This window comes from Bacteroides sp. MSK.18.37, assembly GCF_019129155.2.
In the GTDB taxonomy this organism is placed as follows: Bacteria; Bacteroidota; Bacteroidia; order Bacteroidales; family Bacteroidaceae; genus Bacteroides; species Bacteroides ovatus.
Genome location: NZ_JAHOIB020000001.1, coordinates 2,220,697 through 2,247,389 on the forward strand (window position 1 = coordinate 2,220,697; position 26,693 = coordinate 2,247,389).

20 protein-coding genes and 4 tRNA genes are annotated in these 26,693 nt (G+C 41.9%); 5 read left to right on the forward strand and 19 right to left on the reverse strand.

Annotation, left to right across the window (positions count from 1 at the left end):
• Positions 1 to 39: 39 nt before the first annotated feature.
• From tuf to rpsU, 8 genes are all read right to left on the reverse strand, one after another.
• A complete protein-coding gene (gene tuf, locus KSX81_RS09445; RefSeq protein WP_004296364.1) occupies positions 40 to 1,224 on the reverse strand; it encodes an elongation factor Tu in 1,185 nt (394 codons plus the stop codon).
• Between the two features lie 51 nt (positions 1,225 to 1,275).
• Positions 1,276 to 1,347, reverse strand: a tRNA-Thr gene (locus KSX81_RS09450).
• Positions 1,348 to 1,357: 10 nt separating this feature from the next.
• Positions 1,358 to 1,430: transfer RNA gene (locus tag KSX81_RS09455), tRNA-Gly, on the reverse strand.
• A 28-nt stretch (positions 1,431 to 1,458) separates the two neighbouring features.
• A tRNA-Tyr gene (locus tag KSX81_RS09460) sits at positions 1,459 to 1,541 on the reverse strand.
• An 85-nt stretch (positions 1,542 to 1,626) separates the two neighbouring features.
• Positions 1,627 to 1,700 (reverse strand) — tRNA-Thr (locus tag KSX81_RS09465).
• 97 nt (positions 1,701 to 1,797) lie between these two features.
• A complete protein-coding gene (gene hpf, locus KSX81_RS09470; RefSeq protein ID WP_004296365.1) occupies positions 1,798 to 2,097 on the reverse strand; it encodes a ribosome hibernation-promoting factor, HPF/YfiA family in 300 nt (99 codons plus the stop codon).
• Between the two features lie 18 nt (positions 2,098 to 2,115).
• Entirely contained in the window at positions 2,116 to 2,997 is an 882-nt protein-coding gene (gene xerC, locus KSX81_RS09475; protein WP_004296366.1) for a tyrosine recombinase XerC, read from the reverse strand.
• A gap of 73 nt (positions 2,998 to 3,070) precedes the next feature.
• Positions 3,071 to 3,262 (reverse strand): 30S ribosomal protein S21, encoded by a 192-nt coding sequence (rpsU, locus tag KSX81_RS09480; RefSeq protein ID WP_002558090.1) that lies wholly within the window; start codon positions 3,260 to 3,262, stop codon positions 3,071 to 3,073.
• 187 nt (positions 3,263 to 3,449) lie between these two features.
• Between rpsU and KSX81_RS09485 the strand changes: the two genes are divergently transcribed.
• The 4 genes from KSX81_RS09485 (at position 3,450) to KSX81_RS09500 (ending at position 9,028) form a co-directional block, all read left to right on the forward strand.
• A complete protein-coding gene (locus KSX81_RS09485; protein ID WP_004296367.1) occupies positions 3,450 to 5,231 on the forward strand; it encodes an aminopeptidase P family protein in 1,782 nt (593 codons plus the stop codon).
• A 148-nt stretch (positions 5,232 to 5,379) separates the two neighbouring features.
• Entirely contained in the window at positions 5,380 to 5,895 is a 516-nt protein-coding gene (locus tag KSX81_RS09490) for a gamma carbonic anhydrase family protein (protein WP_004296368.1), read from the forward strand.
• Between the two features lie 290 nt (positions 5,896 to 6,185).
• Positions 6,186 to 7,397 carry a peroxiredoxin family protein gene (locus tag KSX81_RS09495; RefSeq protein WP_004296369.1) on the forward strand — a complete coding sequence of 404 codons (1,212 nt, stop codon included), beginning with the start codon at positions 6,186 to 6,188 and terminating at the stop codon, positions 7,395 to 7,397.
• Complete coding sequence (locus KSX81_RS09500) at positions 7,394 to 9,028, forward strand: TlpA family protein disulfide reductase (protein ID WP_004296370.1); 1,635 nt, start codon at positions 7,394 to 7,396, stop codon at positions 9,026 to 9,028. Before KSX81_RS09495 ends, KSX81_RS09500 begins: the two co-directional genes overlap by 4 nt.
• A 274-nt stretch (positions 9,029 to 9,302) precedes the next feature.
• Here the strand turns inward: KSX81_RS09500 and KSX81_RS09505 are convergent, their stop codons facing one another.
• Together KSX81_RS09505 and gltX are read right to left on the reverse strand one after the other, a co-directional pair.
• A complete protein-coding gene (locus tag KSX81_RS09505) occupies positions 9,303 to 10,526 on the reverse strand; it encodes a 3-deoxy-D-manno-octulosonic acid transferase (protein ID WP_004296372.1) in 1,224 nt (407 codons plus the stop codon).
• 12 nt (positions 10,527 to 10,538) lie between these two features.
• A complete protein-coding gene (gene gltX, locus KSX81_RS09510) occupies positions 10,539 to 12,056 on the reverse strand; it encodes a glutamate--tRNA ligase (protein WP_004296373.1) in 1,518 nt (505 codons plus the stop codon).
• 94 nt (positions 12,057 to 12,150) lie between these two features.
• On the opposite strand from gltX, the gene KSX81_RS09515 reads away from it, so the two are divergent.
• The gene (locus tag KSX81_RS09515; RefSeq protein ID WP_004296374.1) at positions 12,151 to 14,223 is read left to right on the forward strand and encodes an HD family phosphohydrolase; all 2,073 of its coding nucleotides are present in this window, start codon (positions 12,151 to 12,153) and stop codon (positions 14,221 to 14,223) included.
• Here the strand turns inward: KSX81_RS09515 and KSX81_RS09520 are convergent.
• From KSX81_RS09520 to aspA, 9 genes are all read right to left on the reverse strand, one after another.
• Positions 14,198 to 14,668 (reverse strand): low molecular weight protein-tyrosine-phosphatase, encoded by a 471-nt coding sequence (locus tag KSX81_RS09520; protein WP_004296375.1) that lies wholly within the window; start codon positions 14,666 to 14,668, stop codon positions 14,198 to 14,200. The genes KSX81_RS09515 and KSX81_RS09520 overlap by 26 nt on opposite strands.
• A 17-nt stretch (positions 14,669 to 14,685) precedes the next feature.
• Complete coding sequence (locus KSX81_RS09525; RefSeq protein WP_004296376.1) at positions 14,686 to 16,482, reverse strand: DUF4091 domain-containing protein; 1,797 nt, start codon at positions 16,480 to 16,482, stop codon at positions 14,686 to 14,688.
• A 51-nt stretch (positions 16,483 to 16,533) separates the two neighbouring features.
• Positions 16,534 to 18,990, reverse strand: coding sequence for a primosomal protein N' (gene priA / locus KSX81_RS09530; protein ID WP_004296377.1), 2,457 nt, complete (start codon positions 18,988 to 18,990; stop codon positions 16,534 to 16,536).
• Positions 18,991 to 19,181: 191 nt separating this feature from the next.
• The gene (locus KSX81_RS09535) at positions 19,182 to 19,757 is read right to left on the reverse strand and encodes a porin family protein (protein WP_004296378.1); all 576 of its coding nucleotides are present in this window, start codon (positions 19,755 to 19,757) and stop codon (positions 19,182 to 19,184) included.
• Between the two features lie 77 nt (positions 19,758 to 19,834).
• Positions 19,835 to 22,153, reverse strand: a complete 2,319-nt coding sequence (locus KSX81_RS09540; RefSeq protein ID WP_008997815.1) for an outer membrane beta-barrel protein — start codon at positions 22,151 to 22,153, stop codon at positions 19,835 to 19,837.
• Between the two features lie 171 nt (positions 22,154 to 22,324).
• Positions 22,325 to 22,900, reverse strand: a complete 576-nt coding sequence (locus tag KSX81_RS09545) for an RNA polymerase sigma factor (RefSeq protein ID WP_004296381.1) — start codon at positions 22,898 to 22,900, stop codon at positions 22,325 to 22,327.
• On the reverse strand, positions 22,893 to 23,372 hold the full coding sequence (locus KSX81_RS09550; protein WP_004296382.1) for a hypothetical protein: 480 nt from the start codon (positions 23,370 to 23,372) through the stop codon (positions 22,893 to 22,895). The genes KSX81_RS09545 and KSX81_RS09550 overlap by 8 nt, the downstream gene beginning before the upstream one ends.
• 224 nt (positions 23,373 to 23,596) lie before the next feature.
• The gene (locus KSX81_RS09555) at positions 23,597 to 24,028 is read right to left on the reverse strand and encodes a hypothetical protein (RefSeq protein WP_004296383.1); all 432 of its coding nucleotides are present in this window, start codon (positions 24,026 to 24,028) and stop codon (positions 23,597 to 23,599) included.
• A gap of 1,054 nt (positions 24,029 to 25,082) precedes the next feature.
• On the reverse strand, positions 25,083 to 26,516 hold the full coding sequence (gene aspA, locus KSX81_RS09560; RefSeq protein WP_004296384.1) for an aspartate ammonia-lyase: 1,434 nt from the start codon (positions 26,514 to 26,516) through the stop codon (positions 25,083 to 25,085).
• Positions 26,517 to 26,693: the final 177 nt, after the last annotated feature.

A 26,693-nucleotide genomic window follows, 5' to 3' on the forward strand; every position in this document is an offset into this window, starting at 1 on the left:
GTTCCCGATGAAAACCGGGAACTGATTAATTATTGTGTATTAGTCGATAATTTCAGTAATCTGACCAGCACCTACCGTGCGTCCACCTTCGCGGATAGCGAAACGAAGGCCCGGGTTCAATGCTACTGGGTAAATCAACTCAACTGTAATAGTTACGTTATCACCCGGCATTACCATTTCTGTTCCTTCCGGCAAAGTGATTTCACCTGTACAGTCCATAGTACGCAAGTAGAACTGAGGACGGTATTTGTTGTGGAACGGAGTGTGACGACCACCTTCTTCTTTCTTCAAGATATAAACCTCAGCTTTGAATTTAGAGTGCGGTTTAATCTGACCTGGTTTACAAAGAACCATACCACGTTTGATTTCGTTCTTGTCAATACCACGAAGCAAAAGACCTACGTTGTCACCAGCTTCACCTTGATCCAACAGTTTACGGAACATTTCAACACCAGTTACAACTGATTTCTTATCTTCACCTAAACCAAGAATTTCGACTTCATCACCAACGTGGATGACACCTGTTTCGATACGACCTGTTGCTACAGTACCACGACCTGTGATAGAGAACACGTCTTCAACCGGCATCAAGAATGGTTTATCAACATCGCGCGGAGGCAGTGGAATCCAGTTATCAACTGCATCCATCAGTTCCATAACTTTGTCTTCCCATTTTTCAACACCGTTCAATGCGCCAAGAGCAGAACCACGGATGATAGGAGTATTGTCACCATCGAAATCATAGAATGAAAGGAGTTCTCTCATTTCCATTTCAACGAGTTCCAACATTTCTTCGTCGTCTACCATATCGCATTTGTTCAAGAATACAACCAGACGAGGTACGTTTACCTGACGAGCTAACAGAATGTGTTCGCGAGTTTGAGGCATCGGACCATCAGTTGCAGCACAAACGATGATAGCACCGTCCATCTGAGCAGCACCAGTAACCATGTTCTTTACGTAGTCGGCGTGACCCGGGCAGTCTACGTGTGCATAGTGACGGTTAGCTGTTTGATATTCAACGTGAGAAGTATTGATAGTAATACCTCTTTCTTTTTCTTCAGGAGCGTTGTCGATAGAATCGAAAGAACGCAATTCTGAAAGACCTTTTTTTGCCAACACTGTAGTGATAGCAGCTGTCAACGTTGTCTTACCGTGGTCTACGTGACCGATTGTACCAATGTTTACATGCGGTTTGGTACGTTCAAATTTCTCTTTAGCCATAGCTTTACTTGTTATTTATTTGATTAATAATCAGCATTTACATCCTTTATGAGCTGTTACCGGGACTTGAACCCGGGACCTCTTCCTTACCAAGGAAGTGCTCTACCACTGAGCTATAACAGCAAGAAAAGAGAGCGGAAGACGGGGCTCAAACCCGCGACCCTCAGCTTGGAAGGCTAATGCTCTATCAACTGAGCTACTTCCGCATTCTTGCCAAAGTTGTCACTCTGATTGTGGGCAAAGATGGATTCGAACCACCGAAGGCGTAAGCCAGCAGATTTACAGTCTGCCCCATTTGGCCACTCTGGTATTTGCCCTTTTCAAAATCAAGAAATAAAAGAACTATTTTCAAACAATATGATAAAGACAGATGTTCTATCTTTGTTCTTCGGTTTCTTTTTGAGCCTCTTGTCGGATTCGAACCAACGACCCCGAGATTACAAATCACGTGCTCTGGCCAACTGAGCTAAAGAGGCAAACTTACTAAAAAATGCAACCGTCACGTTCTAACGCGAGCGAAACGGCTGCAAATTTAGTTATTTATTTCTTTCCCGCAAAATATTTGGGATTTTTTTATTTGCTACGTTGCTTTTCCTTGTATTTAACCAGTTGTTTTACGAGCGCTTCCACATCTAAATCAATTGCCTCTTCAAATGTATCACACACTTTGCTTGCATAAAACTCCCCATTGGGGATTAATATTTTAATGCCTGCTTCTTTATTTTCAGCAACTTCTGGTTTTACTACCTTTAATGACACCTCTACTTTCTTTATATCTTCGTAATATTTTTCCAACTTGGACACTTTCTTCTGAATAAATGCCTGCAATTGCTCTGACGCATCAAAGTGAATTGATTGAATTCTAACATCCATACTTACCTCCTTTTTTTTTTAAGCTCTTGGATGAGCTTGTTTATACACTTTTTTAAGTTCTTCAAATGTGGCATGCGTATAGATCTCGGTAGTCGTAATGCTCTCGTGACCCAAAAGTTCTTTTACCACGCCCAGCTCTGCTTCATTATTCAGCATTGTGGTAGCAAAAGTATGCCTCAACACGTGAGGGCTCTTTTTCTTCAACGTCGCCACCTTTGACAGGTTCCGTTTCACTAAATTATAGACTAGATTCTTATAAAGCCGTTCACCATTCTCTCTAATAAAGAAAGCTTCCGACCTTTCCGGAATCGTTTCGTTTCTTACATTAATATATTCAAGCATCAATTCCTGCAGTTCGTCACCGAACGGAATCAGCCGTTGCTTGTTTCTTTTCCCGGTCACTTTCAGAAGAGAAGCCGAAAAATCCACATCCTTATTATCCAGACCTATCAATTCCGAAAGTCTCATGCCGGTAGCATAAAACACTTCAATAATCAACCGATCCCGACAGCCTTTAAATCCTTCGCCAAAGTCCGTTTCATCCAATAACCGATTCATTTCGTTTTCTTTTAAGAACACAGGCAACGGCTTTTTGTTTTTAGGTCCTTTTATTTTACGCAAAGGATCTATAGTCGTTTCTCCCTGCCTCAAGAGATACTTGTAAAACGTTCGGAGCGAACTTAGCTTACGATTTACAGAAGTTGAGGTATACCCTTTATCCATCAATGAAACAATCCATTCACGAATCAGTTCCGCCTCGACCTCTAACGGATTAAATTTTCCATACTCTTCCTGAGCAAACTCCTGCAGTTGCTTTATATCTTCACCGTACGCAAGAACGGTTTTTTCAGAATAGTTCCGCTCATACTGGAGATAATCAAGAAAAGATTCTATCAACATAATATCGCTACATCTAAAATCGTGCAACGAATGTATGAAAAGAATTCAATAATTCAAAGGAAATTACGAATTATTAATCTTCTACTTGCTGAAGTTGTTGTACGTAAACTGCGCGTTCTTTCTTAAGTCTTTTAGTTACAGACGGTTTATCAAACTGTTGTCTGCTTCTCAACTCTTTTACAATGCCAGTCTTTTCAAATTTTCTTTTGAACTTCTTCAGCGCTTTTTCAATGTTTTCGCCTTCTTTTACAGGTACTACAATCATTTTGTTACTATTAATATGTTATGATTAAAAAATTCTGCAGTCAAATTGCGCCGCAAAATTACACATACTTTCTTTATTCACAAAACTTTCGGCAAATATTTCTCAAAAACTATTCATAAACAAGTTATTAAATGCAGAAAGTTAGTACCTTTGAAACACTTACATGTCTATAATAATATAATAAAGTATGAAACAGAGCATAAAAGAGCGAGTGCATGCACTGCGCATGACCTTTCATCCCAATTCTATCAAAGCGTTCATTATTCCCAGCACCGACCCTCATCTTAGTGAATATGTGGCTCCCCACTGGATGTCACGGGAGTGGATTTCCGGTTTTACTGGTTCTGCCGGAACAGCGGTTATCCTGATGGATAAAGCAGGATTATGGACCGACTCGCGTTATTTTCTGCAAGCTACGAAGGAATTGGAGGGCAGCGGCATTACCTTATATAAAGAGATGTTGCCGGAGACTCCCAGTATTACAGAATTTCTCTGCCAACACTTAAAACCTGGAGAATCTGTAAGTATCGACGGGAAAATGTTTTCTGTGCAACAGGTCGAACAGATGAAAGAAGAACTGGCGGCACATCAGTTACAGGTCGACATATTTGGAGATCCATTGAGTAGCATTTGGAAAGACCGGCCCGCCATGCCTGATTCTCCTGCCTTTATTTATGATATCAAATATGCAGGAAAAAGCTGTGAAGAGAAAATATCCGCCATCCGTACGGAGTTGAAAAAGAAAGGTGTCTATGCTTTATTCATATCCGCGCTCGACGAGATCGCATGGACTCTCAATTTGCGAGGAAACGATGTACATTGCAATCCGGTCATAGTAAGTTACCTGTTAATCACACAGGATGAAGTGACTTATTTTATTTCACCGGAGAAAGTGACGGCAGAGGTAGAGACTTATCTAAAGGAACGGCAGATTGGAATACAGAAGTATGATGAGGTAGAGACATTCCTGAATTCTTTTCCGGGAAAAAACATTCTGATTGACCCAGGGAAAACGAATTATTCTATCTATTCATCTATTAATCCGCAATGTTCTATTCTTCGTGGTGAGTCGCCCGTCGCATTATTGAAAGCGATTCGCAATGAGCAGGAGGTCGCCGGCATCCACGCTGCCATGCAACGGGATGGAGTAGCACTCGTCAAATTCCTCAAATGGCTGGAAGAATCCGTATCTACCGGAAAAGAGACAGAATTAAGTATAGATAAAAAGTTGCATGAGTTTAGGGCTGCACAGCCTCTCTACATGGGGGAAAGTTTCGACACGATTGCAGGATATAAAGAACATGGGGCAATCGTACATTATTCAGCTACCCCGGAAAGTGAGGTGACTCTTCAGCCCAGAGGGTTCTTACTCTTAGATTCAGGAGCCCAATATCTGGACGGAACCACTGACATCACCCGAACCATTGCCTTAGGCGAACTTACAGAAGAAGAAAAAACGGATTATACCCTTATATTAAAAGGACACATCGCGTTGGCTATGGCCAAATTCCCTGCCGGAACCCGTGGAGCCCAGCTCGATGTACTAGCCCGTATGCCTATCTGGAACCACAGAATGAATTTTCTTCATGGCACAGGACATGGCGTCGGACATTTCCTGAGTGTACACGAAGGGCCGCAAAGCATTCGTATGAATGAGAGCCCTGTCATTTTGCAGCCCGGCATGGTTACTTCCAATGAGCCTGGTGTTTATAAAGCAGGCAGTCACGGGATACGTACGGAGAACCTGACGTTGGTTTGCAAAGATGGAGAGGGAATGTTTGGAGAATATCTTAAGTTTGAAACTATCACTTTATGCCCAATCTGCAAAAAAGGGATCATCAAGGAGATGCTGACAAATGAAGAAATTGAATGGTTAAACAATTACCATCAGACTGTCTACGAGAAGTTGTCACCGGATCTTAACGAAGAAGAAAAAGTTTGGTTACAAGAGGCAACTGCTTCCCTTTAAACAGAACTTGTCTGACACCCGGGTGTCAAGCATACTGAGACCCGGGTGTCAGACTGCTCAAGACCCGGGTCTCATACATCACGACACCCGGGTGTCGTACAACATAGAACTGCATTAAATAAAAAACTTTATTAGAAACAAATATTATATGGCTTTAATTAAATCAGTACGGGGTTTTACTCCCGAAATCGGAGAAAACTGCTTCCTTGCAGATAATGCAACTATTATAGGAGATGTAAAAATAGAAAATGATTGTAGCATTTGGTTTAATACGGTATTAAGAGGTGACGTCAACTCCATACGAATTGGCAATAGCGTCAACATCCAAGATGGAAGTGTCTTGCATACATTATATCAGAAATCGACTATTGAAATTGGCGATCATGTATCTGTAGGGCATAATGTTACCATTCATGGGGCGACCATCAAAGATTATGCATTGGTAGGGATGGGGTCAACCGTCCTGGATCACGTCGTAGTTGGCGAAGGAGCAATCGTTGCCGCCGGTTCGCTGGTATTAAGCAATACCATCATTGAGCCGGGAAGCATTTGGGGAGGGGTACCCGCGAAATTCATTAAAAAGGTAGATCCTGAACAAGCCAAAGAACTGAATCAGAAGATTGCTCACAATTATTTGATGTACTCACAATGGTATAAGGAATAACATTAAGTAAAACCGAAAACTAAACTTCGTTCCTCCTTTCTCTTATGTTTTTAAGAAAAAGGGGGAACGTTTTTTTTTCAGATCTCCATTGACACTTCAATAGCCACATTAATAAAACAAACCATTTACAAACACTTACCATAAGATTCATACTACTAAAACTAATCATCATTGATTCCTAGAATCTATATTCATATTATTTAACCATCTGGAAATAGATATATTACGAATTATTCGTAGATTTGTAAGACATTAAATCCGGCCAGTGAACCAACAAACACTTATTCATTATGAAAATTAAACTACTACTTACAATTCTTTTATTGGCAGAAACAATAACCGCCAATGCACAAAACGCAGAAAAAGAATATTTAAAGAAAGTACTTACCAATTTAGAAAAGATTGAATCTGCAACCTACTATGTCACCAACGAAAGCTGGCAACCTGGTGATTCAACCGCATTATCTACCTTGCACAGCTTCATTAAAGAGTACGATAATCCAATGGACTCAACCATAGGAGCAAGTTATGTTTCACTAGATGCCAATGATACAACAAAACTGGAATTTTGTTATGACGGCAACATAAGAGCATTACCTTATCACGAAAATAAGAAATTAGCAATTGATGATTTCACATTCAGACCACTTCCTTTCAGGCTAGTAAGTCCTCCATTCTTCAATCACGCAAAGAATATCATCAGATATGCACTTACCACTAAGGATCATATTGTAACAGAGTTGAAAGATGAGGGTGATAATTATTATTTTAAATTAGTCATTGATGAGAATCAACAGGTTGAGTTCTTTGGAAAAGCTTATCACATGCCACTTCCTCCATTCGATATCGGCAGTACAACTTCTATTTATGAGTTATGGATCAACAAGTCGAATGACCTGCCTTATAAAAAACGAAGAGAGATGTCGCATGATATTTCCGTTTCAACTTGCTCAAATCTTGCAATCAATAGACACACAATTTACGACTTTAACGCGTCAGATTATTTCCCCAAAGATTATGAGATAGTAAAATACAGCGACCTCTACAAGAAAAAAGCAGAACCAACAGCATCCAGTCTTATAGGAAAAAAAGCTCCCGGCTGGATATTAGAAAATATAGAAGCACAGCCGGTATCATTAGCCGACTACAAAAGCAAAATCATACTAATCAACTTCACAGGCATTGGTTGTGGCGCCTGTCAGGCAGCCATCCCCTTCTTGAAACAGCTAAAAGATTCATTCACCAGTGAAGAGTTTGAGCTGATTGCAATAGAATCCTGGAGCCGTAAAGTATCTGCTATCCGAAATTACGCAAAGCGAAAGGAATTGAATTATACCATTCTGAATGCAACAAATGAGGTTATCAAACAATATCAGACCGGTGGTGCCGCACCTTACTTTTTCATAGTAGACCAAGAACGAATCATACGAAAAGTAATCAGAGGTTATAGTAATGAGAATACAGATAAAGAAATAATAAATGCAATAAAAGAACTACTATGAACATGAACAGACTATTTACTTGTCTTTGTTTGTCCTTGTTATTCAACCTGGTACAAGCACAATTACCCATCCCCGAATATCAGAAAGGAAAGGCCATTTTAAGTGGTACAATCGCCAATTACCATCCGAATGACAATCTGATATTCAAGATCGGAGCTCCCAATATCGTGATGGGAACAGCCGAAACTCTTTATCCGACTGTTGAGTCAGACGGAAGCTTTACTATTAATATTCCTCTCTACCATCATACACAAGTACGGATGATGATAGGAAATGCTGATTTAGTCATTCTGCTAAGTCCCGAAAAAGAAACAAATGTAGCTATCAATCTAAGTAATCCACCAGGAAAACAGTTTGTATTTAGCGGCCAATATGCTACCATTAACAATGAATGGTGCCAGCCGGAACTGATAACAAAGATACCACCTGTTTATAGTGATGGCGACCTATTGGATTCCATTGTAGGCATTAGTGCCAATGAATTCAAAAAACGATGTATCAACCAATACAAACGATATGTAACGCACAACAGCGCACAGTTACAATTCAGCGAAGACACTCGCACACTCGCCAATCTCTCATGCGCATTTGATTGCCTGGAAAATCTACAGGCCACCCACTATTGCCTGCAAACTGCTTATCAAAAGAAGGAAAACATTACGCGGGAACAAGCTTTTGCTGCTTTTCTTGATGTATATTTGCCCGATGATTTCCACAATTATTTGAAGGATTTCCCAGTCAATCACCCTTTAGCACTCTATTGTTATAATTACCGCAATGTAGTCATGGATTTATATGATACCCACAAAGACCCACTCGCTTACGAAAAAAATCTATTGAAAAATGCACCACTCACTAAAGAGGAACAGACACTTATCCATCAATATGAAACGGCTTTCAAAGCAGGTATCTCCTTTCAGCAAGAAAGCGAGCTAATGGCACTTAGTGCAAAATACTTCAAAGAAAATGACCAATTCAGATGGGAGTCATTCTCCAAAGCAAAAGAACGTCTTAGTAATATCATACAAGACAGCACAAGTTTAATAGTTGACTACATACGAGCAATCTATATGCGTTCCAGTTTTTACAATTTACAACCTCTGACACCCCGACAAGAGCTCATGGCTTCGGAAATTACCAATCCTATCTTCTTAGGTATCATTCAAGACATGAACCGCCAGATGCAACCCCGACAGCAAACGATAACAAAGAAATTCACTATTTGCGAAGCACCACAAGTTCCGGAAAAGGAACTGTTGACTGCTCTCATTGCCCGCCACAAAGGGAAGGTACAGTTTATCGACTTTTGGGCTACCTGGTGCGGCGGCTGCCGGCAAATCATCAAGGAATATGAACCACTAAAGAAAAAAATAGGTGAAGACAAAGTTGCTTTCATTTACCTCACAGGCCCCAGTTCTATAAAAAAGACTTGGGATATACTAATACAAGACATTGCCGGAGAACATTACTGGCTGAACAAAGAACAGTGGGGTTATCTTTGGAATCATTTTCAGATGACGGGATTACCGATGTACCTGATAATAGATAAAAAAGGAAATATCGCAAAACAATTCACCCACGTAACAGCCAAAGAGTTGAAAAAGTTGCTAGAGTTAGAAGTCAACAGATAAGGTACCTAGCTACAAATGCAGGAAACAGGTTCTTCGTCAAATCTGGTGAAAAGTTGTCCTCTATTCATTTATATAATTCAGTAGATGCCTGTTTTTCTAAAGGATTTACCACCCAATTTGACAAAGAGCCGAAAGCAATGAGAAGTGTGCCAAAGCTCCTTAATAAACAAAGAATCACCTTTATCACAATTATCTGTGGTAAAGGTGATTCTTTGTTTATTAAGGTTTTGTATTGCCCTCTTATATCGAATTCACATTGATCTACAATATATATTTAGAAATTAATCATGTGCATAATCTTCTCCGTCGCACCGGCATTGCTAGTCACATAATAACCGGCATTCGTTCCGGTTTCGCGCAAAAACACCTCATCTGTCAGGAAACGATCCAGCAAAGTTTTCAGTTCATCATAGTCTTTGATAGAATAAGCACCTTTTGCTTCCAGCAATTGAACAGCCTCCATGAATTTCTGATACTTCGGTCCGAAAATCACCGGAATACCATATACAGCCGCTTCCAAGGTGTTGTGGATTCCGACCCCGAAACCACCGCCGATATAAGCTATTTCACCATAGCGGTAAATAGAGGATAACAGACCGAAACAGTCTATTATAAGGCAATCCGCTTTCAATACATTTCTTTCGTCAGCACGGGTATAGCGCACATACGGACGTTTCAATTTACCGATGATCTCAACCAGGTGATTCTCATCGATCACATGCGGAGCAATAATCAGTTTCATTTCCGGATGATTATTGAAATATTCGAGGAATAAATCCTCATCAGGTCCCCATGAACTTCCGGCAACAAAAGTAAAAGAATTGTTTCCTTTAAACTTCTCCACCAACGGGAGCTCTTTAGCCTCTTCGCGGATTTGCAGTACACGGTCAAAACGGGTATCCCCCACCACTGTCACACGACTGATGCCGATTTTCGACAAATAACGTTTGGATGCCTCATTCTGAACAAACAGATGATCGAAATCTTTCAAGACATTGCGATAAGTGCCACCGTACCATTTAAAGAATATTTGTTCGCGACGGAAGATGGACGACACACTATATACCGGAATACGGCGCTTGTGAAGCTCATCCAGATAATTCTTCCAAAACTCATATTTGATAAAGAACGCCATGCAAGGATTTGCAATATCCAGGAACTTCTTCACATTCCTCGGCTTATCAAACGGCAGATAGCAGACAATATCCGCCCCCCGGTAATGCTTGCGCACTTCATAACCGGAAGGAGAGAAAAATGTCAGCAATATCTTATAGTTAGGATATTTCTCACGAATCATTTCTATCAGAGGGCGTCCTTGTTCAAACTCCCCCAGTGAAGCAGCGTGAAACCAAATATACTGTTCCCCTTTTTCCACTTGTTGGCGTAAGAGTTCATACACCACCCAATGCCCCTTCATCATCTTCCGGGGCTTGCGGCTAAACGGAGCAGCCAAATGGACGATAAAGTCATAAATGACTATTGCCAGGTCGTAAAGCATAGTACTGATCGATTACTTCAAAACCTCTACCGCTCGTTTCATACGAGCTATCGTCTCCTCTTTGCCCAATACCCAGGAAATATCGAACATGTGCGGGCCTTTTCCTTCACCCACCAATGTCAGACGGAAAGCATTCATGATATTACCGGTATGGTAACCTTTCTCTGCAATCCAGTCCATAACGACTTTTTCCTGTCCTTCAATGCTAAAATCTTCAATACCGGCAATCACTTCTGCCAATTCGGTCATACATTTTGCAGAATCTTCTTTCCAGCGTTTCTTCACCGTCTTTTCATCATATTCGGTAGGAGCCACAAAGAAGAAGCTACAAACATCCCACAGTTCTTTAATGAAACTTACCCGGTCTTTCATCATGCCAACCACAGTCACTACCTTTTCGAAAGGAGCCTCTACGCCTTGTTCTTTCAAGAAAGGCAAGAACAGTTCCGCAATTTCTTCGTTAGGTTTCTGCTGTATATATTGATGATTGAACCATATTCCTTTTTTATAGTCGAACTTAGCTCCCGACTTGCTGCAACGGTGAAGATCAAACAATTTAATCAATTCGTCCATCGACATCACTTCCTGATCATTGCCCGGATTCCATCCCAATAAAGCCAGGAAATTAATCACAGCTTCGGGTAAATAACCGGATTCGCGATAACCAGAAGAGATTTCTCCGGATTTCGGATCGTGCCATTCCAATGGAAATACAGGGAATCCGAGACGGTCACCGTCACGCTTGCTTAATTTTCCATTACCTTCCGGTTTCAATAACAAAGGCAGGTGAGCAAATTCCGGCATCGTATCTTCCCAACCGAAAGCACGGTACAACAACACATGCAAAGGAGCGGAAGGCAACCATTCTTCACCACGAATCACGTGGGAAACTTCCATCAAATGGTCATCCACGATATTTGCCAAATGGTAAGTAGGCAGTTCGTCAGCCGATTTATAAAGCACTTTGTCATCCAGAATAGATGAGTTGATTACTACTTCGCCACGAATCAGGTCATTTACATGTATATCTTCATTCGGTTCGATTTTGAAACGAACAACATATTGTTTGCCTTCAGCAATCAGTGCATCCACTTCTTCTTTCGGCATAGTTAATGAATTGCGCATCATACCACGGGTAGATGCATCATATTGGAAGTTAGCAATTTCAGCACGCTTAGCGTCCAGCTCCTCCGGAGTATCAAAAGCGATGTAAGCTTTTCCATTTTCCAGCAAAATCTGCACATATTTCTTGTAGATTTCGCGGCGCTCCGACTGACGGTATGGACCCTGTTCACCACCGAAGCTCACTCCCTCGTCAAAGTGGATACCTAACCACTTAAAAGATTCGAGTATATACTCTTCCGCTCCCGGAACGAACCGGTTAGAGTCAGTGTCTTCAATACGAAATATCAAGTCTCCGCCGTGTTGACGTGCAAATAGATAATTATACAAAGCTGTACGCACACCACCGATGTGCAATGCTCCCGTAGGACTTGGAGCAAAACGAACTCTTACTTTTCTTTCTGCCATAATTTGGGTTAGTATAGGTAAATCGTGGCAAAATTAAACCTTTTTTTCCACACTATTGTTTTTTTTTGTACTTTTCGCAAAAATTTCAGTGGATATGGAACATTTGAAGAAGAAAAAAAGATTTTCATGGAGAGATTTACTATATAAATCACTGCTGTTTGTAGGCACTGTGGCGCTGATTGTTTATTTCCTGCCACGTGACGGAAAATTCAATTACCAGTTCGACATCAACAAGCCCTGGAAATACGGACAGTTGATCGCTACTTTCGACTTTCCTATTTATAAAGAGGATGCAGTGGTAAAAAGGGAACAAGATAGCCTGATGGCTTTCTTCCAACCTTATTATCAACTGGATAAAAATATAGAAAAAGACGCAATCGCCAAGCTGAAAGAGAATTACCATACGAATCTGAAAGGTATTCTCCCTTCCATCGATTATTTGCGGTACATTGAGCGCACTTTAAAAGAAATCTATCAGGCAGGCATCGTTTCGACAGAGAATATACAGCTGCTTCACAAAGACAGCACTTCATCTGTCATGGTGATTGATGACAAACTGGCTAATCCACAGGCTACCGAGAATCTTTACACGGTAAAAAAAGCCTATGAGCACTTGCTGTCAGCAGACTCTACTCATTTCAACCGGGAAATTTTAAGGCAATGCTCCCTGAACGAATACATCACCCCCAACCTTACCTTTGACGAGGAACGTACCCAGGCTGCCAAAGAAGAAATCCTGAACAACTATTCCTGGGCAAACGGATTAGTAGTCAGCGGGCAAAAGATTATCGACCGGGGGGAAATCGTCAGCCCGCATACCTATAATATCCTGGAGTCATTACGCAAAGAATCCATCAAACGGAATGAGTCCATGGGACAAAACCGCCTGATTCTCGGCGGACAGATTCTGTTTGTAGGAATGCTGATGCTTTGTTTTATGCTTTATCTCGACCTGTTCCGAAAAGACTACTATCAACGGAAAGGCAGTCTGTCATTGCTATTCACGTTGATTGTATTTTACAGTGTCATAACCGCTTTCATGGTAACACATAATCTATTTAATGTGTATATCATCCCGTACGCGATGCTACCCATTATCATTCGCGTCTTTCTTGATTCGAGGACTGCTTTCCTGACGCATGTCATCACTATATTGATATGCTCCATATCCTTACGCTTTCCGCATGAATTCATTCTGACACAGTTGGCTGCAGGATTAGTGGCGATATTCAGTCTAAGAGAGCTATCGCAAAGGTCCCAACTTTTCCGAACGGCTTTATTGGTTATACTGACTTATGCAGCCATTTATTTCGCCTTCGAGTTGATGACAGAGAACGGTCTTTCCACCGACTTTTCAAAGTTGAACATACGAATGTACACTTACTTCATCATCAATGGAATTCTGTTATTATTCACCTATCCTTTACTCTTTTTATTGGAAAAAACTTTCGGATTTACTTCCAATGTAACGTTGGTAGAACTTTCGAATATCAATAATGACCTTTTGCGGCAAATGTCCGAGACGGTTCCGGGAACATTCCAACATTCCATGCAAGTGGCCAATCTTGCTGCAGAAGCAGCCATCCGCATTGGAGCCAAAAGCCAGTTAGTACGTACAGGAGCTTTGTATCATGATATTGGTAAGATGGAAAACCCTGCTTTTTTCACAGAAAATCAGTCAGGAGGAGTTAACCCGCATAAGAACCTGAATTACGAACAAAGTGCGCAGGTCGTCATCAGTCATGTGACGGATGGATTGAAGTTAGCCGATAAACACAATCTGCCTAAAGCCATCAAGGACTTTATCAGCACGCATCATGGACGGGGAAAAACAAAATATTTCTATATTTCCTGGAAGAACGAGCATCCGGACGAAGAACCGAATGAAGAACTGTTCACCTATCCCGGGCCGAATCCGTTCACCAAAGAACAGGCTATCCTGATGATGGCGGATGCCGTAGAAGCTGCCTCACGCAGTCTTCCGGAATATACAGAAGAAACAATCAGCAACCTGGTCGATAAGATTATCGATTCCCAGGTCACTGAAGGTTACTTTAAAGAATGTCCTATCACTTTCAAGGATATAGCAACAGTGAAAGCTGTGTTCAAAGAAAAACTAAAGATTGCTTATCACACCCGGATCAGTTATCCTGAGTTAAAGAAGTAAGCAAACCTGCGCAAGCATCTTCAAGAACATCAAGTACATATTCAAACCCCTCGGCCCCTCCATAATAGGGGTCGGGGACATGATCTGCAGGAATACGGGTGCAATACTCCGTCATGCGATGAATCTTCTTCCATTCTTCGGGAGAAGGAGCTTTGTCTTTCAAGTCATCTATGTTCCGGTCGTCCATACCGATTATCAGATCAAAATTATAAAAATCTTCCGTACGGACGGGGCGAGAACGATGCACCAATTGATAACCGCGACGGGCTGCATGAGCACGCATCCGGCTATCCGGCAATTCCCCCTGATGATAAGACAGGATTCCGGCAGAATCTATCACAAATTCTTTTTCCAGTCCCGCTTCTTCTATTAAATGAAGCATTACGCCTTCAGCCGTAGAGCTACGGCAAATATTTCCTAAACAGACAAATAATATTTTCTTCATATATACATGATTGTTTCTCAAAATGAGTTCAGTATCTGATTGGCCCGGTTCACGGTTATTGCGGCCGGGATTTCCGGCATACTACCCAAATTGAACGGAGCAAGCATTTTTTCTATTTTCTTTAATCCGGCCTTATTTCCTTTTTTCTCAAATTCCTGACGAAGGATATTGATCTTCTCATGCGCCTGTATGCCTTCAATCAAACGCTCGAAACGAATACAGCTACGAGCACCCGGATATACAAGGTAAGTATCTCCGCCTGCCCAACTGCGGAAACGGGAATCAAGCAGCGGCTCCAATGGCCAGCTGTTATATGCCCAACGCAGATAACCATCCAGATGTTTCTTAGATGAATAATAACTCATCCAGGCTGCTTCTGCAGGATCAGAGAAAGTAAACGTGTTGGGATGGGCTTCCGTACAGCAGGTATAATAATTAGTACGCTTGTTCTCGGCTACACGACGCAGACGCACTTCTTCCGGGAAGTTCTGTCCGATAACAATACAATAATCATATAGATCGGGCTCAATCTCTTCATGATAGTTCCCGGCCAACGATACTTTAAAATCCGGATCAGCTTTACGAATCACTTTCAACGTCTTCTGCATCACTTCCATCGGACGTTCGTCCATTGCAATAGCACAAATATCAAACCATCCTTTTTCTTTCAGATGCTTGGAGAAAGAGGCAAGCATCGCTCCCCACATTTCTTCATAAGCCGCATCACCCGGTGCAGTTTTCACGAATTGCAGAGAGTTGGTTGCCTGATCGTAGTATTGGAATGACAATTCCCATGGAACCATTGAGTAACAATTAATCTGTTTATCAATGCCTACACTCATCATAAATTCCACCCAACGGTCGAAGATAGTATAATCAAAAGCCCATGTTCCATCTGCCCGTTTTATCCAAGTGACCATTGTATCAAAATAATCTTCTGTCTGACCATTCCAAGGCTTGTGCGTCAAAGTAGCCGTAATAATCTTCTGTCCGGCATCTGCCAACATTTTCATTAAAGGACGCATGGCGTCAAAATGCTCCTGACTCCATAAAGGAACCTGATAATAACGTGCCACTGCATAAGGACTTTGCCATAAATCCAAGTGATAAGCCCATTCCGAAGGTTGAGGAAGTTCACGGGAAGAAACGGTAATTTCGAGATTCAGGCGTTGCAATAAACGCGAGCCATCATTAATTAATAACTCCCCTTGATAAGTTCCGGGAGTAGCCGATTGAGGAATCCAACACTGCACCCAAACCGGTTGAACAGTACGAGCGGGCAAAGCCATCGTTTTCAGGTTGGTATCAATAGGATCGGCCACCAATAATGAATCATAATCTATAGACTTCCGATGTCCACAGGCACCTCTCCCATCCTTATTCAATTCATCCGTCATCACATAACGGACAAAACCACCTGTAAATGCATCTTTGGGAAGAACATTTCCCTTTTTGTCTTTAAAATCACCAAAGCTGAAATTCAGGTCTTTCAGTTCTACGCCTGTCCACACAACAGCTTGCGCGTTCACACGTTCGCCACGCCAGCCTTTCAGGGAAACAGTCTGTTGTTTCTTCAACTGCGGGAGTTGATGTTTTGCATACCGTACATCTGTTGTACCCCAAGAAACTTGGGTGGAAGTCACCGCTACCCACTCTTTATCAGAAGGTGCAGTAGGATCAGGCAACTCCTGATAAGTCAGTAAAGGGAACTTCGGTTGTCCTGTCGGAACACCACATTGAGTTACTCCCTGCTGGGCTAAAACTGCACCCACGCTAAAGAGACAAGTCAGAGAAAAAATAGTAAGTCGTTTCATGGTTAGTTAATTAAATGATTAAAGGTTATTATATGGGGGAAAATTATTAAATCACATAGGATCTACATCATAATAGACAATCAAAGATTTATAGCGTTCGTCCGCCAACATCTCGCGCTGAATACGTAGCAACAATTCCCGTGCACGTCCCATTGGGGCATTCTGCTCAATCTTGACAACGATCTTCTTGATAAACAAAGTCTGGATACGGGCAACAGGAGGTTTATCCGGACCTAATACCCGATTGCCAAATACAGCCCGCAACTTATCCGCCATCACTGCCGCCATCTGATCCAGCAACGCTTCATTATGATTTTTCAGATAAACATATACCAGCCGGTAATAGGGAGGATAATGGAACATCTGACGTTCCACCAATTGTCCGCCTACCATATCTTCATAATCATTGGCAATGACCTGATGAATGATAGGATGATCGATGCTCTTGGTTTGCAATACCACCCGTCCGCGTTTATTCTTACGCCCGGCACGTCCTGCTACTTGTGCCATCAACTGAAAAGCACGCTCATAGGAACGGAAATCGGGATAATTCAACATGGTATCGGCATTCAATATACCTACTATACTGACATGATCGAAATCCAACCCTTTTGATACCATTTGGGTACCGATCAATATGTCCGTCTTTCCCTGCTCAAAGTCTGCAATAATCTTCTCATAGGCGGAACGGGTACGTGTAGTATCCAAATCCATCCGGGCAACGGCAGCTTCCGGGAAAAGGATTTTGATGTCGTCTTCAATCTTTTCCGTACCGAAACCACGGTTCACCAGTTCTGTTCCCTCGCAGGCAGGACAGGATTTCGGCAGTTGATACGTATAACCGCAGTAGTGACAGGTTAATTGATTGATTCCTTTATGATAGGTAAGGCTTACGTCGCAATTCTTACACTTAGGCACCCAGCCGCAGGTACGACACTCCACCATCGGAGCAAACCCACGACGGTTCTGAAAGAGAATCACTTGTTCTTTCTGTTCCAAAGCCTCTTTCATATATTGTATCAGAAGTGGCGAGAATTGTCCGACCATCCGCTTTTTGCGATGCAGTTCCTTGATATCCACCGGAATAATCTCCGGCAACTGGATTTCTTTATATCGTTCTTTCAGTTGTACGAAACCATATTTTCCCTCTCTTGCATTCTGCCATGACTCGATAGAGGGAGTGGCCGTACCCAACAGGGTTTTAGCTCCGTACATGGCGGCCAGTACAATAGCCGCGCTACGCGCATGATAGCGGGGAGCGGGATCTTGTTGCTTATACGTATTTTCGTGCTCTTCGTCCACAATCACCAATCCCAGATTTCGGAAAGGCAGGAAAATAGAAGAACGAACACCCAGAATAATATCATACCCGTTCTCTCCCAGTTGCTTCCGCCATATTTCAACCCGTTCAGCATCGGGGAACTTAGAATGATAGATACCCAGACGAGCACCGAAGACCCGTTGCAAACGCTCCGTGATTTGAGTGGTCAATGCAATTTCCGGCAACAAATATAACACCTGCTTTCCCTGACGAATCGCTTCTTCTATCAGATGGATATAAATTTCAGTCTTACCACTGGACGTTACCCCATGAAGCAGACAGACATTTTTCTCTTGAAAAGACTGTACGACTTCATCAAATGCACGCTGTTGAAACTCATTCAAAGGATTTAATTCGACAATCTCCTTCTCCTGCTTATCCAACCGGCCGATTTCATGGTAGTAGATTTCAAAAATCTTCTTATCTACCAATCCATTCAATACAGAAGGGGCCACATTAGTCCGCTGCAACAGTTCTTTCTTGGAGACTTCTTTCGGAGTTCCCGCTCCTAAAACACCGGAACACTCCACATACTTCATGAGTAATGCCAACTGCTTCGGAGCACGAGACAGAATATCAAACAGGATATGAAGCCGCTTTTCATCCGCTGTACCCGCAAGCCGAACCCGTGCCTCTGTTTTAGGTTTATAAGTACGCCTCAACTCCTCCTTTACGAAAATCGCTTCTTTATCGAGCAAAGACTTGATGACCGTAAGAATATTTTTGATACCACTGTCCTTCTCCAGTTTAGTGACGCACTGTTGCGAATCTACGGCAAGTAAATCCAAAATACGTTGCTCACGTTCCGGCAATGGCGCATCCGCTTCAAAATCAGGATTATATTCAACGATCGTTTCACTCTCCAGTTTCAGGCCGGAGGGAAGTGCCGCTTTATAGACATCGCCTTGTGTACAGAGATAATAATCAGCTATCCACTCCCAAAATTTGAATTGAGCGGGTAACAGAATGGGAGAAGCATCCAGCAATGCAGATATATCTTTCACTTCGTACTCCGTTGGAGCACAATAATGAACGTTAAGGACGATAGCCGTATAAAACTTCTTCCGCCCGAAAGGAACTACCACACGGCAGCCTATCTTCACATCTTCCGCACATTCATCCGGCAAAGAGTAAGTAAAACTCTTCGGAAGCGGAAGCGGTAATATGACATCTACATACTTTTTCATTGCAGCTACAAAAATACAATAAAAAAATGGGGATTTAAAAGAAGGGAGAGAGAACACTTAAAAAGAAAACTCTACTTCATACGAGAATTGGAAGAAATATATTCAAGAGCGCAACAGGACAATCCCAAACAAAAAAGAGTTTCCGGTTATCGGAAACTCTTTTTCATATACTATGTAAAGTGATAGACTACTTAAAAAATATAGGCCACAGATACTTGCCAAGTCTTAGTCTTATAAGAAGCATTTGTTCCTTCAATATCAGCAGTATTACCCAATGGGATATTGTAATTAGCACCCACCTGCAAATGGTTCAGCAACTTCAAACCGGCACCCACATTGATACCTACTTCAGCTTTCTTCTTATCAATTCCCGATTTCTTTTCAAAATCGAAATAAAAGTCAGGACCTGCAGCCAGATAAATACCAGCCAGACTTCCCAAGCCAATGGTATATTTCAGGTTTACAGGAATATCAATACCGTTTTGTTTAACAGTAATATCATCATTCCCTTCTGAAACTTTGATACCCCGTTGAGCAAAAAGCAAAGATGCATCTACTCCCAACCCTACGATTGGAATATTAAACTCGGCCATCGGACCGATAAAGAAACCTGTGAAATTATCCTTTTTAAAGTTTTCGCTCACATTAGAGAAACTCGCCTTTGACAAGTTCAAACCTCCCTTTACACCAAAGTGTATCTGCGCCTGAGCAGGCATTGCCATAGCTATACATATAGCAATCATTAAAGCACCAAAAATCTTTTTCATAAATTTACGTGTTTATAATTCGGGACAAAGATATATATTTAGATTAAATAAACACAAATTATTGGTTTTTTGTTCGCTCAAAGTCGTTGTTGTTCACCCAATCCTGCTCCCGTACCTTTATATTTACTTTTCTGCAAATTAAACTTATAGTGAACAGTCAGTTTCACTTCCTGCGTATTCCGCTTTGTCTCCCGGAACATTTTAACCCGGTCGTCATATTGAGTATTAGCATCCCTCATCGAATGAAACAAGTCGTTCCCCTCCAGCAAGCAGTCCACACGTCCGTTGAAAAACGATTTATAGATACTTGTGCTCAAGCAACTAACGGGCCTTGTATAACAGTTCTGATACACTCCCTTGCCTGTATATTCACCATTCAAGCGAAATATATATCCGGCAGGCAATTGAAATGAATTATTCCACCGGATCCCGAATGTCGTTCCGCTCATATTCTTCATTTCATTCAAATAACCGATTTTGAACCATTGAGAGTTGAGGGAAGCCGTCCACTCCGGTTTCCAGCATCCGATACTTGGAGCAAAGACCAGAGAAGCAGTCATTTCATCCCGATGGTCGACATTGCGAAACTTAATAAGAGAGATTTTCGGATCGGAAGTGATCTGTTCGATAGAAAACAGGATATCATCATTATACCGATTGTAGCCGACGGAGAGTTGCAGATCCCGATAGATAGCCCGCATCTCTGCCGCATGAATATAGGTAGGTTGCAAATTAGGAGCTCCTCCCAGATAGGTAAACCGGTTCCCGTAATGAATGGCATTTTTCAACTGTTCATAATGAGGGCGGGCAACCTGAATATGATACCCCAATGCCCACTGCACCTGCCCCATCGCCCCTTCCAGTGACAAGGATGGAAACAGGTTGCGATAGTGTTTGCTCTCATCCGACTGATAAAGACTGTTTTCATAGAAATCATAATACACATCTTCATAACGAAGTCCTGCCGAAGCATTTACACCACCCAAACGATAAACACAATCAAGAAAAAAAGCCAGATTCTTCTCTCTGATTTTATCACTGGTTCCCTCTATTTCATCACCGAACCCCGAAAAGTCGCTGGTGCGATGCGTATAACTATATTCACTGCCTCCGGAAATTCTTCCACCTGCCAGCGGATAAGATAAAACTAACTTTCCGGCATACAACTTATTATCGGTTCTGCTAAGAGTCGTTATGTAGAAATCATCATAATTGCGGCTCAATTCGCTAATATGCTCCTCTTCCTTATTCTTGCCAGCCAATACATCTACATTCAAATCCATTTCCAGACTGTTCACCTCTCCATGATAATATACATTGGAATGATGGCTGGGATATTCTTTCTCAATCGCAAAGGTATACGTATTCCACACATCGTATAATGCTTGCCCGTCATAGACCTCCGTCCGGTTGTCATTGTTCATTTTATTGCGTGGGGCAGAAGTCAATTCATAAGTAGCGCCCAGAGAGTGTTTTTCATTTATTTCATAATTAAATCCTATCTGACTGAAATAACTGATATTTCTTCCTAAATCCGTTGTTTGAGCTTTCTGCTGCCACGAAGCATCCACATACGTATCTTGTACCGATTCTCCCGTTTCCTTGAGATGCTCCAAACGATATTGGAAAGCTCCGAACACATCCAGTCCCTTCCGGTGATATTCCATATTGATCTGATCGTTGTTTCCTACCTTATGCGCATAATCCACTACCGAGCGCACTCCCACTCCAAAGCCATCGTTTTTATTCCCGGTTGTTTTCAATTTCAGGACAGCTCCTACCGATGCTCCATATTCCGCTCCGGGATTGGTTATCAGTTCAACCTGCTTGATATTTTCAGAGTTCAAACGGTCGAGTTCGTCCAAGTTGCGGACTTTCCTGTTATTGATATAGATAAGCGGAACGCCTTTTCCCAACACCTCCAACGTGCCATCCTGCTTCTTCAGCACTCCCGGCAAAAGCCCGACTACGTTCATGGCAGTACCTGCCTTACTTAATATTGTATTCTCCACTTTCGTAGTCAATCCTCCATTATCCAACCGGAACTGGGGAAGACGCTGCGTAATCACCACCTCATCCAACATCAAATCATCAGGAATCAGCGTGATATTTTCCTCCACAGAAGACGCAACCCTCTGAACGAACTTCTTATAGCCCACAAAAGACACAGACAACAAATAAGGCCCGGCATCCTGTGCCGTTATTTTAAACACACCTTTGCTATCCGTCACAGCTCCGCCCACAAGCGCAGAATCCGGCACGGACAATAGTGCAACCGTGGCATACTCCACAGGAAGCTGATTTTCACCAATAACCCGACCGCTAAATATCTGTGCAGAAGATTTTAAAGACACCATCAACATCAGCGCAAACAGTAAAATATAATTTGTTTTCATTTTTTCTTTTCGTTTATGTAAGTGATTAGTAAGTACCCGGTAGGGCATAGAATCCCCCTTACCAATATCCCGCAAGGGAGATTGATATAACTATTTGCATAGACAGGAGTTTTCCAAACTATCCGCCGGACGGCAGATAGGAAAGAGAAAGTAATTAGTTAATAGAAATCATCAGTAAGTAAGAATATCGTTATACAGTCCTTCCAATCGTTTGCGCAAATGCTTGACGGCATAATGTTTGCGCGAAAGCACCGTATTTGCAGAAGCACCGGTCGCTTCGGCTACCTCTTTTACAGAAAGTCCTTCCAGCTCCATCAGTTCGAAAACCGTCCGCTGTTCGGCAGGCAATTCACCAAGAGCTGCTTCCAACTCCTGCCATACCAGCGAACGCATATATTCCGTTTCAGGCGAAGGAGCCAGATCATCATTGGCAAACAACACTTCCGAAAATTCACTCAAGACGCTTTCTTCCTCTGCGTAGGCAGAAACAGGCCATTCTTCTTCACTTTTCTTTTTTCCCTTATTGATAATCGTGTTTCGTGTCACTCTGTAAAGCCACGACGTCACCTGCTCAATCGGATTCAAAGTGTTGCTGACCGCTTTTACCAACTGATAAAATACATCCTGTAGAATATCTTCCGCATCTTCCTTACTGGAAACCCTCCGGTGGATAAAGGCTTTCAGTTGCGGCTGATGTTCTTCGATCAGCCGCTCCACATCGCCTTCGTGCCCTTTTTGCTTATTCATCTTTTTTCGAAGAGTCTACATTTTCATCCATCTCGAAGTCTTTATCCATCCCGAAGTCACCCCTGTTAAAGAAGTCGTCTCTACCCCAGGGACCGAATCCCATTTTCTTCCTTTTATTAATAAACTCCTTGCGTTGTTCCGGAGTCATCTTCATCCATTTCTCACGAACCGGATTCATTCCTCTTCCGGGCATTCCAGGCATCCCTCCTCCGGGCCTCCCTCCTCTACGGCCAAAACCGAAACTTCCGAAAAGAATACGCATCAGGACGAGCAAGCCCAATGCCTGCCACAGACTAAGTGCAGGCAGACCAAAAATCACGGGCATCAGCCAATTCCACAATAACATGACTATTGCTCCTATTCCCGCAGCTACAACCAGCCAAAGAATTACAAACACAAATGGATTTCTGAAAAAAGAAAACTTACCGCCACATCTTCCATGAAATCTTCTATTAAAACTTTTTGTTGCCATTATACTTCATTTTTTTAATTCATCATTCTTATTAGTTAAAAGAGCCCTCTACTCTTATAGACAATCGAGATGAAGAAATATTTTATGAAGTTACAAAAAAAATAATAGTACCTGCAATTTTTTGTATAATTGCAACGATCCATACAGTAGCTTCACCGGTTGTTGATGTTCCCGGTCCCGGTTATTCAGTAACATACTACGAGTAGAAAAAAGATAATCCGATTTTACTTCCTGATTTTCATACAGATTCTTTTCAGCCAACAGGTACAGCAAGTAGTCTGCCCCAAGACGAGTTCTTTTTCCAACTTCCGCAATCGGTCACATTGTTTCAACCATTTGATTTGTAAGGTATCATAAAGGATTCCGGCTGCTTTATATCTTGTGATTTCTTTGTCTTGTTTGCCTAAAAGTGATAGGTATATTGAACAAAGTTTTGATTTATCTATGCAATATCGTTCCAGTTTTTCGATATACATCAAAGTAGCCCCTCTTTCATTTCGACTCATAAACTCCTGAACACTGTCATCACTGATGATGTCGATGCCCGGCCTTTCGTAGTCCACAGTGATTTCTCGCATCTCTATCAAGACCCAGATATATTCTGTCTCGAATCCGTACTTTGCAGCTGCCTCTTCTATACTAATCCATTGTGCCATAGCGTTTGTTTTTTCATGTGTGATACAAATAAGGGATGAATAATATTTTATTCATGTATATTAGTACAACGGGCATCCACGCTTTTTGCAGTCCGCCGATTGGCTAGGTTAAAATTGGGGCAATTTATTACTGGCCGAATACAAGAAAGACGCAGATGCTGCTGTACCATTATCCGATTTCAAGGCTAGCTACACCCTCCAGAGAACAATGATGACAGCAGACACCCACGTCAATCGTTTATATATAACACATCTCTTACGAATATGTTGATATACACCGTTCACGTGGAGTATCTACCGTATCATCTCCCTCTGTTTGAATTAGCTATTTCTGAAATCGAGAGATAATACGCTTTTACTCCATATAGGAAATAAAAACCGCTTCCTGCCTGTTCCATCACGCTGATGGGCTGAAAGCGTACGGCAAAGATATATGTTTTTTTTGAAACGCAGTCGAAATATGGAAATAAATACTGGAAGTTATGTATTAAAATGAATCTGACAAAAGACGACTCTACTTCTCATTCTTGATTACTGAAATATCTCTCACAAATAAAAGTTATAGCAGTTTTTACTCTCACACTCTCGCCCATTGGTTCAATCCCTTTATTCATCGGCATTACAGGTGTGGGAGTAAAGGTAAGGGCATGGTGAGGGTAACTTTTTACCCTCACCATGCAACAGGTTTCTCCATACGAAAGTTCCAGTCCAATAGTACGAATTTTAGTTTCATATAGTGAAACTAAAAGTTTCTCGGTGTGAAACCAATAGTTTCAAGCTTTGAAACAAAGTGTTTCAAACCTATAAACAAAGAGTTTCAAGCGTATGAAACAAATTGAAACTGCCGTTAACCAAAAATCAGGTTACTTATTAATAGGATTAAGAAGTCAAAACAGTCAACCTAAATCCGGACGAGACAATATAATATTCTAAAAGATTAGCAATTATTTCCATATCGAATAAAAGCAGTACATCATCAAAAATCGCCGGAACAGATCAATGATCTGCCCGGCGATTTCTCATCTTAAACCAATCTCCACTTACTATATATCAATCAACGATTCGGGTGAATGTCCAACTTCACCGGTTTTATCATATTTTCAGGTTTTAAGATAGTATCCAAGTCTTCTTTGGAAAGAATGTTATGTTCCAAAACAAGTTCATAAACTCCCTTCCCGGTTTCCAATGCTTCTTTGGCTATTTTGGTAGAGTTCTTATATCCGATCACCGGATTCAGGGCTGTCACTACTCCAATGCTGTTATGCACATCTCTCCGGCATTTTTCTTCATTAGCCGTAATGCCGTCGATGCATAAGGTGCGCAAAGTGTCAAAACCATTCATCAGTAAATCGGCGGACTCGAAACAGCATTGTGCCATCACCGGCTCCATTGCATTCAGTTCCATTTGAGCTGCTTCACCGCTCATGGCCACACAAAGGTCATTTCCTATTACCTTGTAGGCCACCTGGTTCATCACTTCAGGAATCACCGGATTCACTTTTCCGGGCATGATGGATGAGCCCGGCTGCATTGCCGGCAGATTGATTTCTCCCAATCCACAACGCGGACCGGAAGCCAGCAACCGCAAGTCGTTACATATCTTATTCATTTTAACAGCAATACGCCTCATCACTCCCGAATAACCTACCATGCAGGAAGTGTCCGAAGTAGCTCCCACCAAATCGTCTGCCAGTTTGATATCCAATCCCGTAATCTTGCGCAAAGCGGCAATGCACTTCTCCGCATATTCCGGTTCGGCGGTGATTCCTGTTCCGATGGCTGTTGCTCCCATATTGACTGCCAGAAAATCCTGTGCAGCAAAATCAAGGTTCTTTATTTCATGTGACAAAATACTTGCAAAGCCATTAAAGGTTTGCCCAAGAGTCATCGGTACGGCATCTTCCAATTGGGTACGCCCCATTTTGATGACATGTGCAAACTCATTCGCTTTCTTCCGGAAAGACTCGATCAGAACCTCCAAATGCTTAACCAATTTCAAATGAGTATAATACAGTCCAATGTGAATGGCTGTAGGATAAGCATCGTTGGTAGATTGTGAACGGTTGACGTGATCGTTAGGCGAACAGAATTGATATTCTCCCCGCTGATGCCCCATCAGTTCCAATGCCCGGTTGGCAATCACTTCATTGGCATTCATGTTAGTGGTCGTACCGGCTCCTCCCTGAATCATATCTACGGGGAACTGCTCGTGATGCTTTCCTTCGAGTATTTCTTTACAGGCTCTCAAGATAGCATCCGCTTGTTCTTCAGTTAATAAGTCCAGTTCACGGTTGGCAATGGTGGCTCCCATCTTCGTAATGGCCAATGCCTGAATGAATAAAGGATATTCATTCAAATGAAACTTGCTGATGCGAAAGTTTTCAATGCCACGGAGTGTCTGTACTCCATAGAGTGCACTTTCCGGCACTTCACGACTACCTATCAGGTCACTCTCTGTACGAGTTTTTTTTGATAAATTTTGTTCCATATCGGTTGTTTTATAGTAATAACGTTTTCGTTAGTTCTTATAATAACCAACCAGCGATGTTATTGTTTTAATAAATATGCAAAAACTATTCAAAGACTTTTTTGTTGTAAATAGAAGAAAAAGAAAATACAAAGAGAAGAATCACTTATCTTTGTTTTTGAACTTAAAACAGCAATC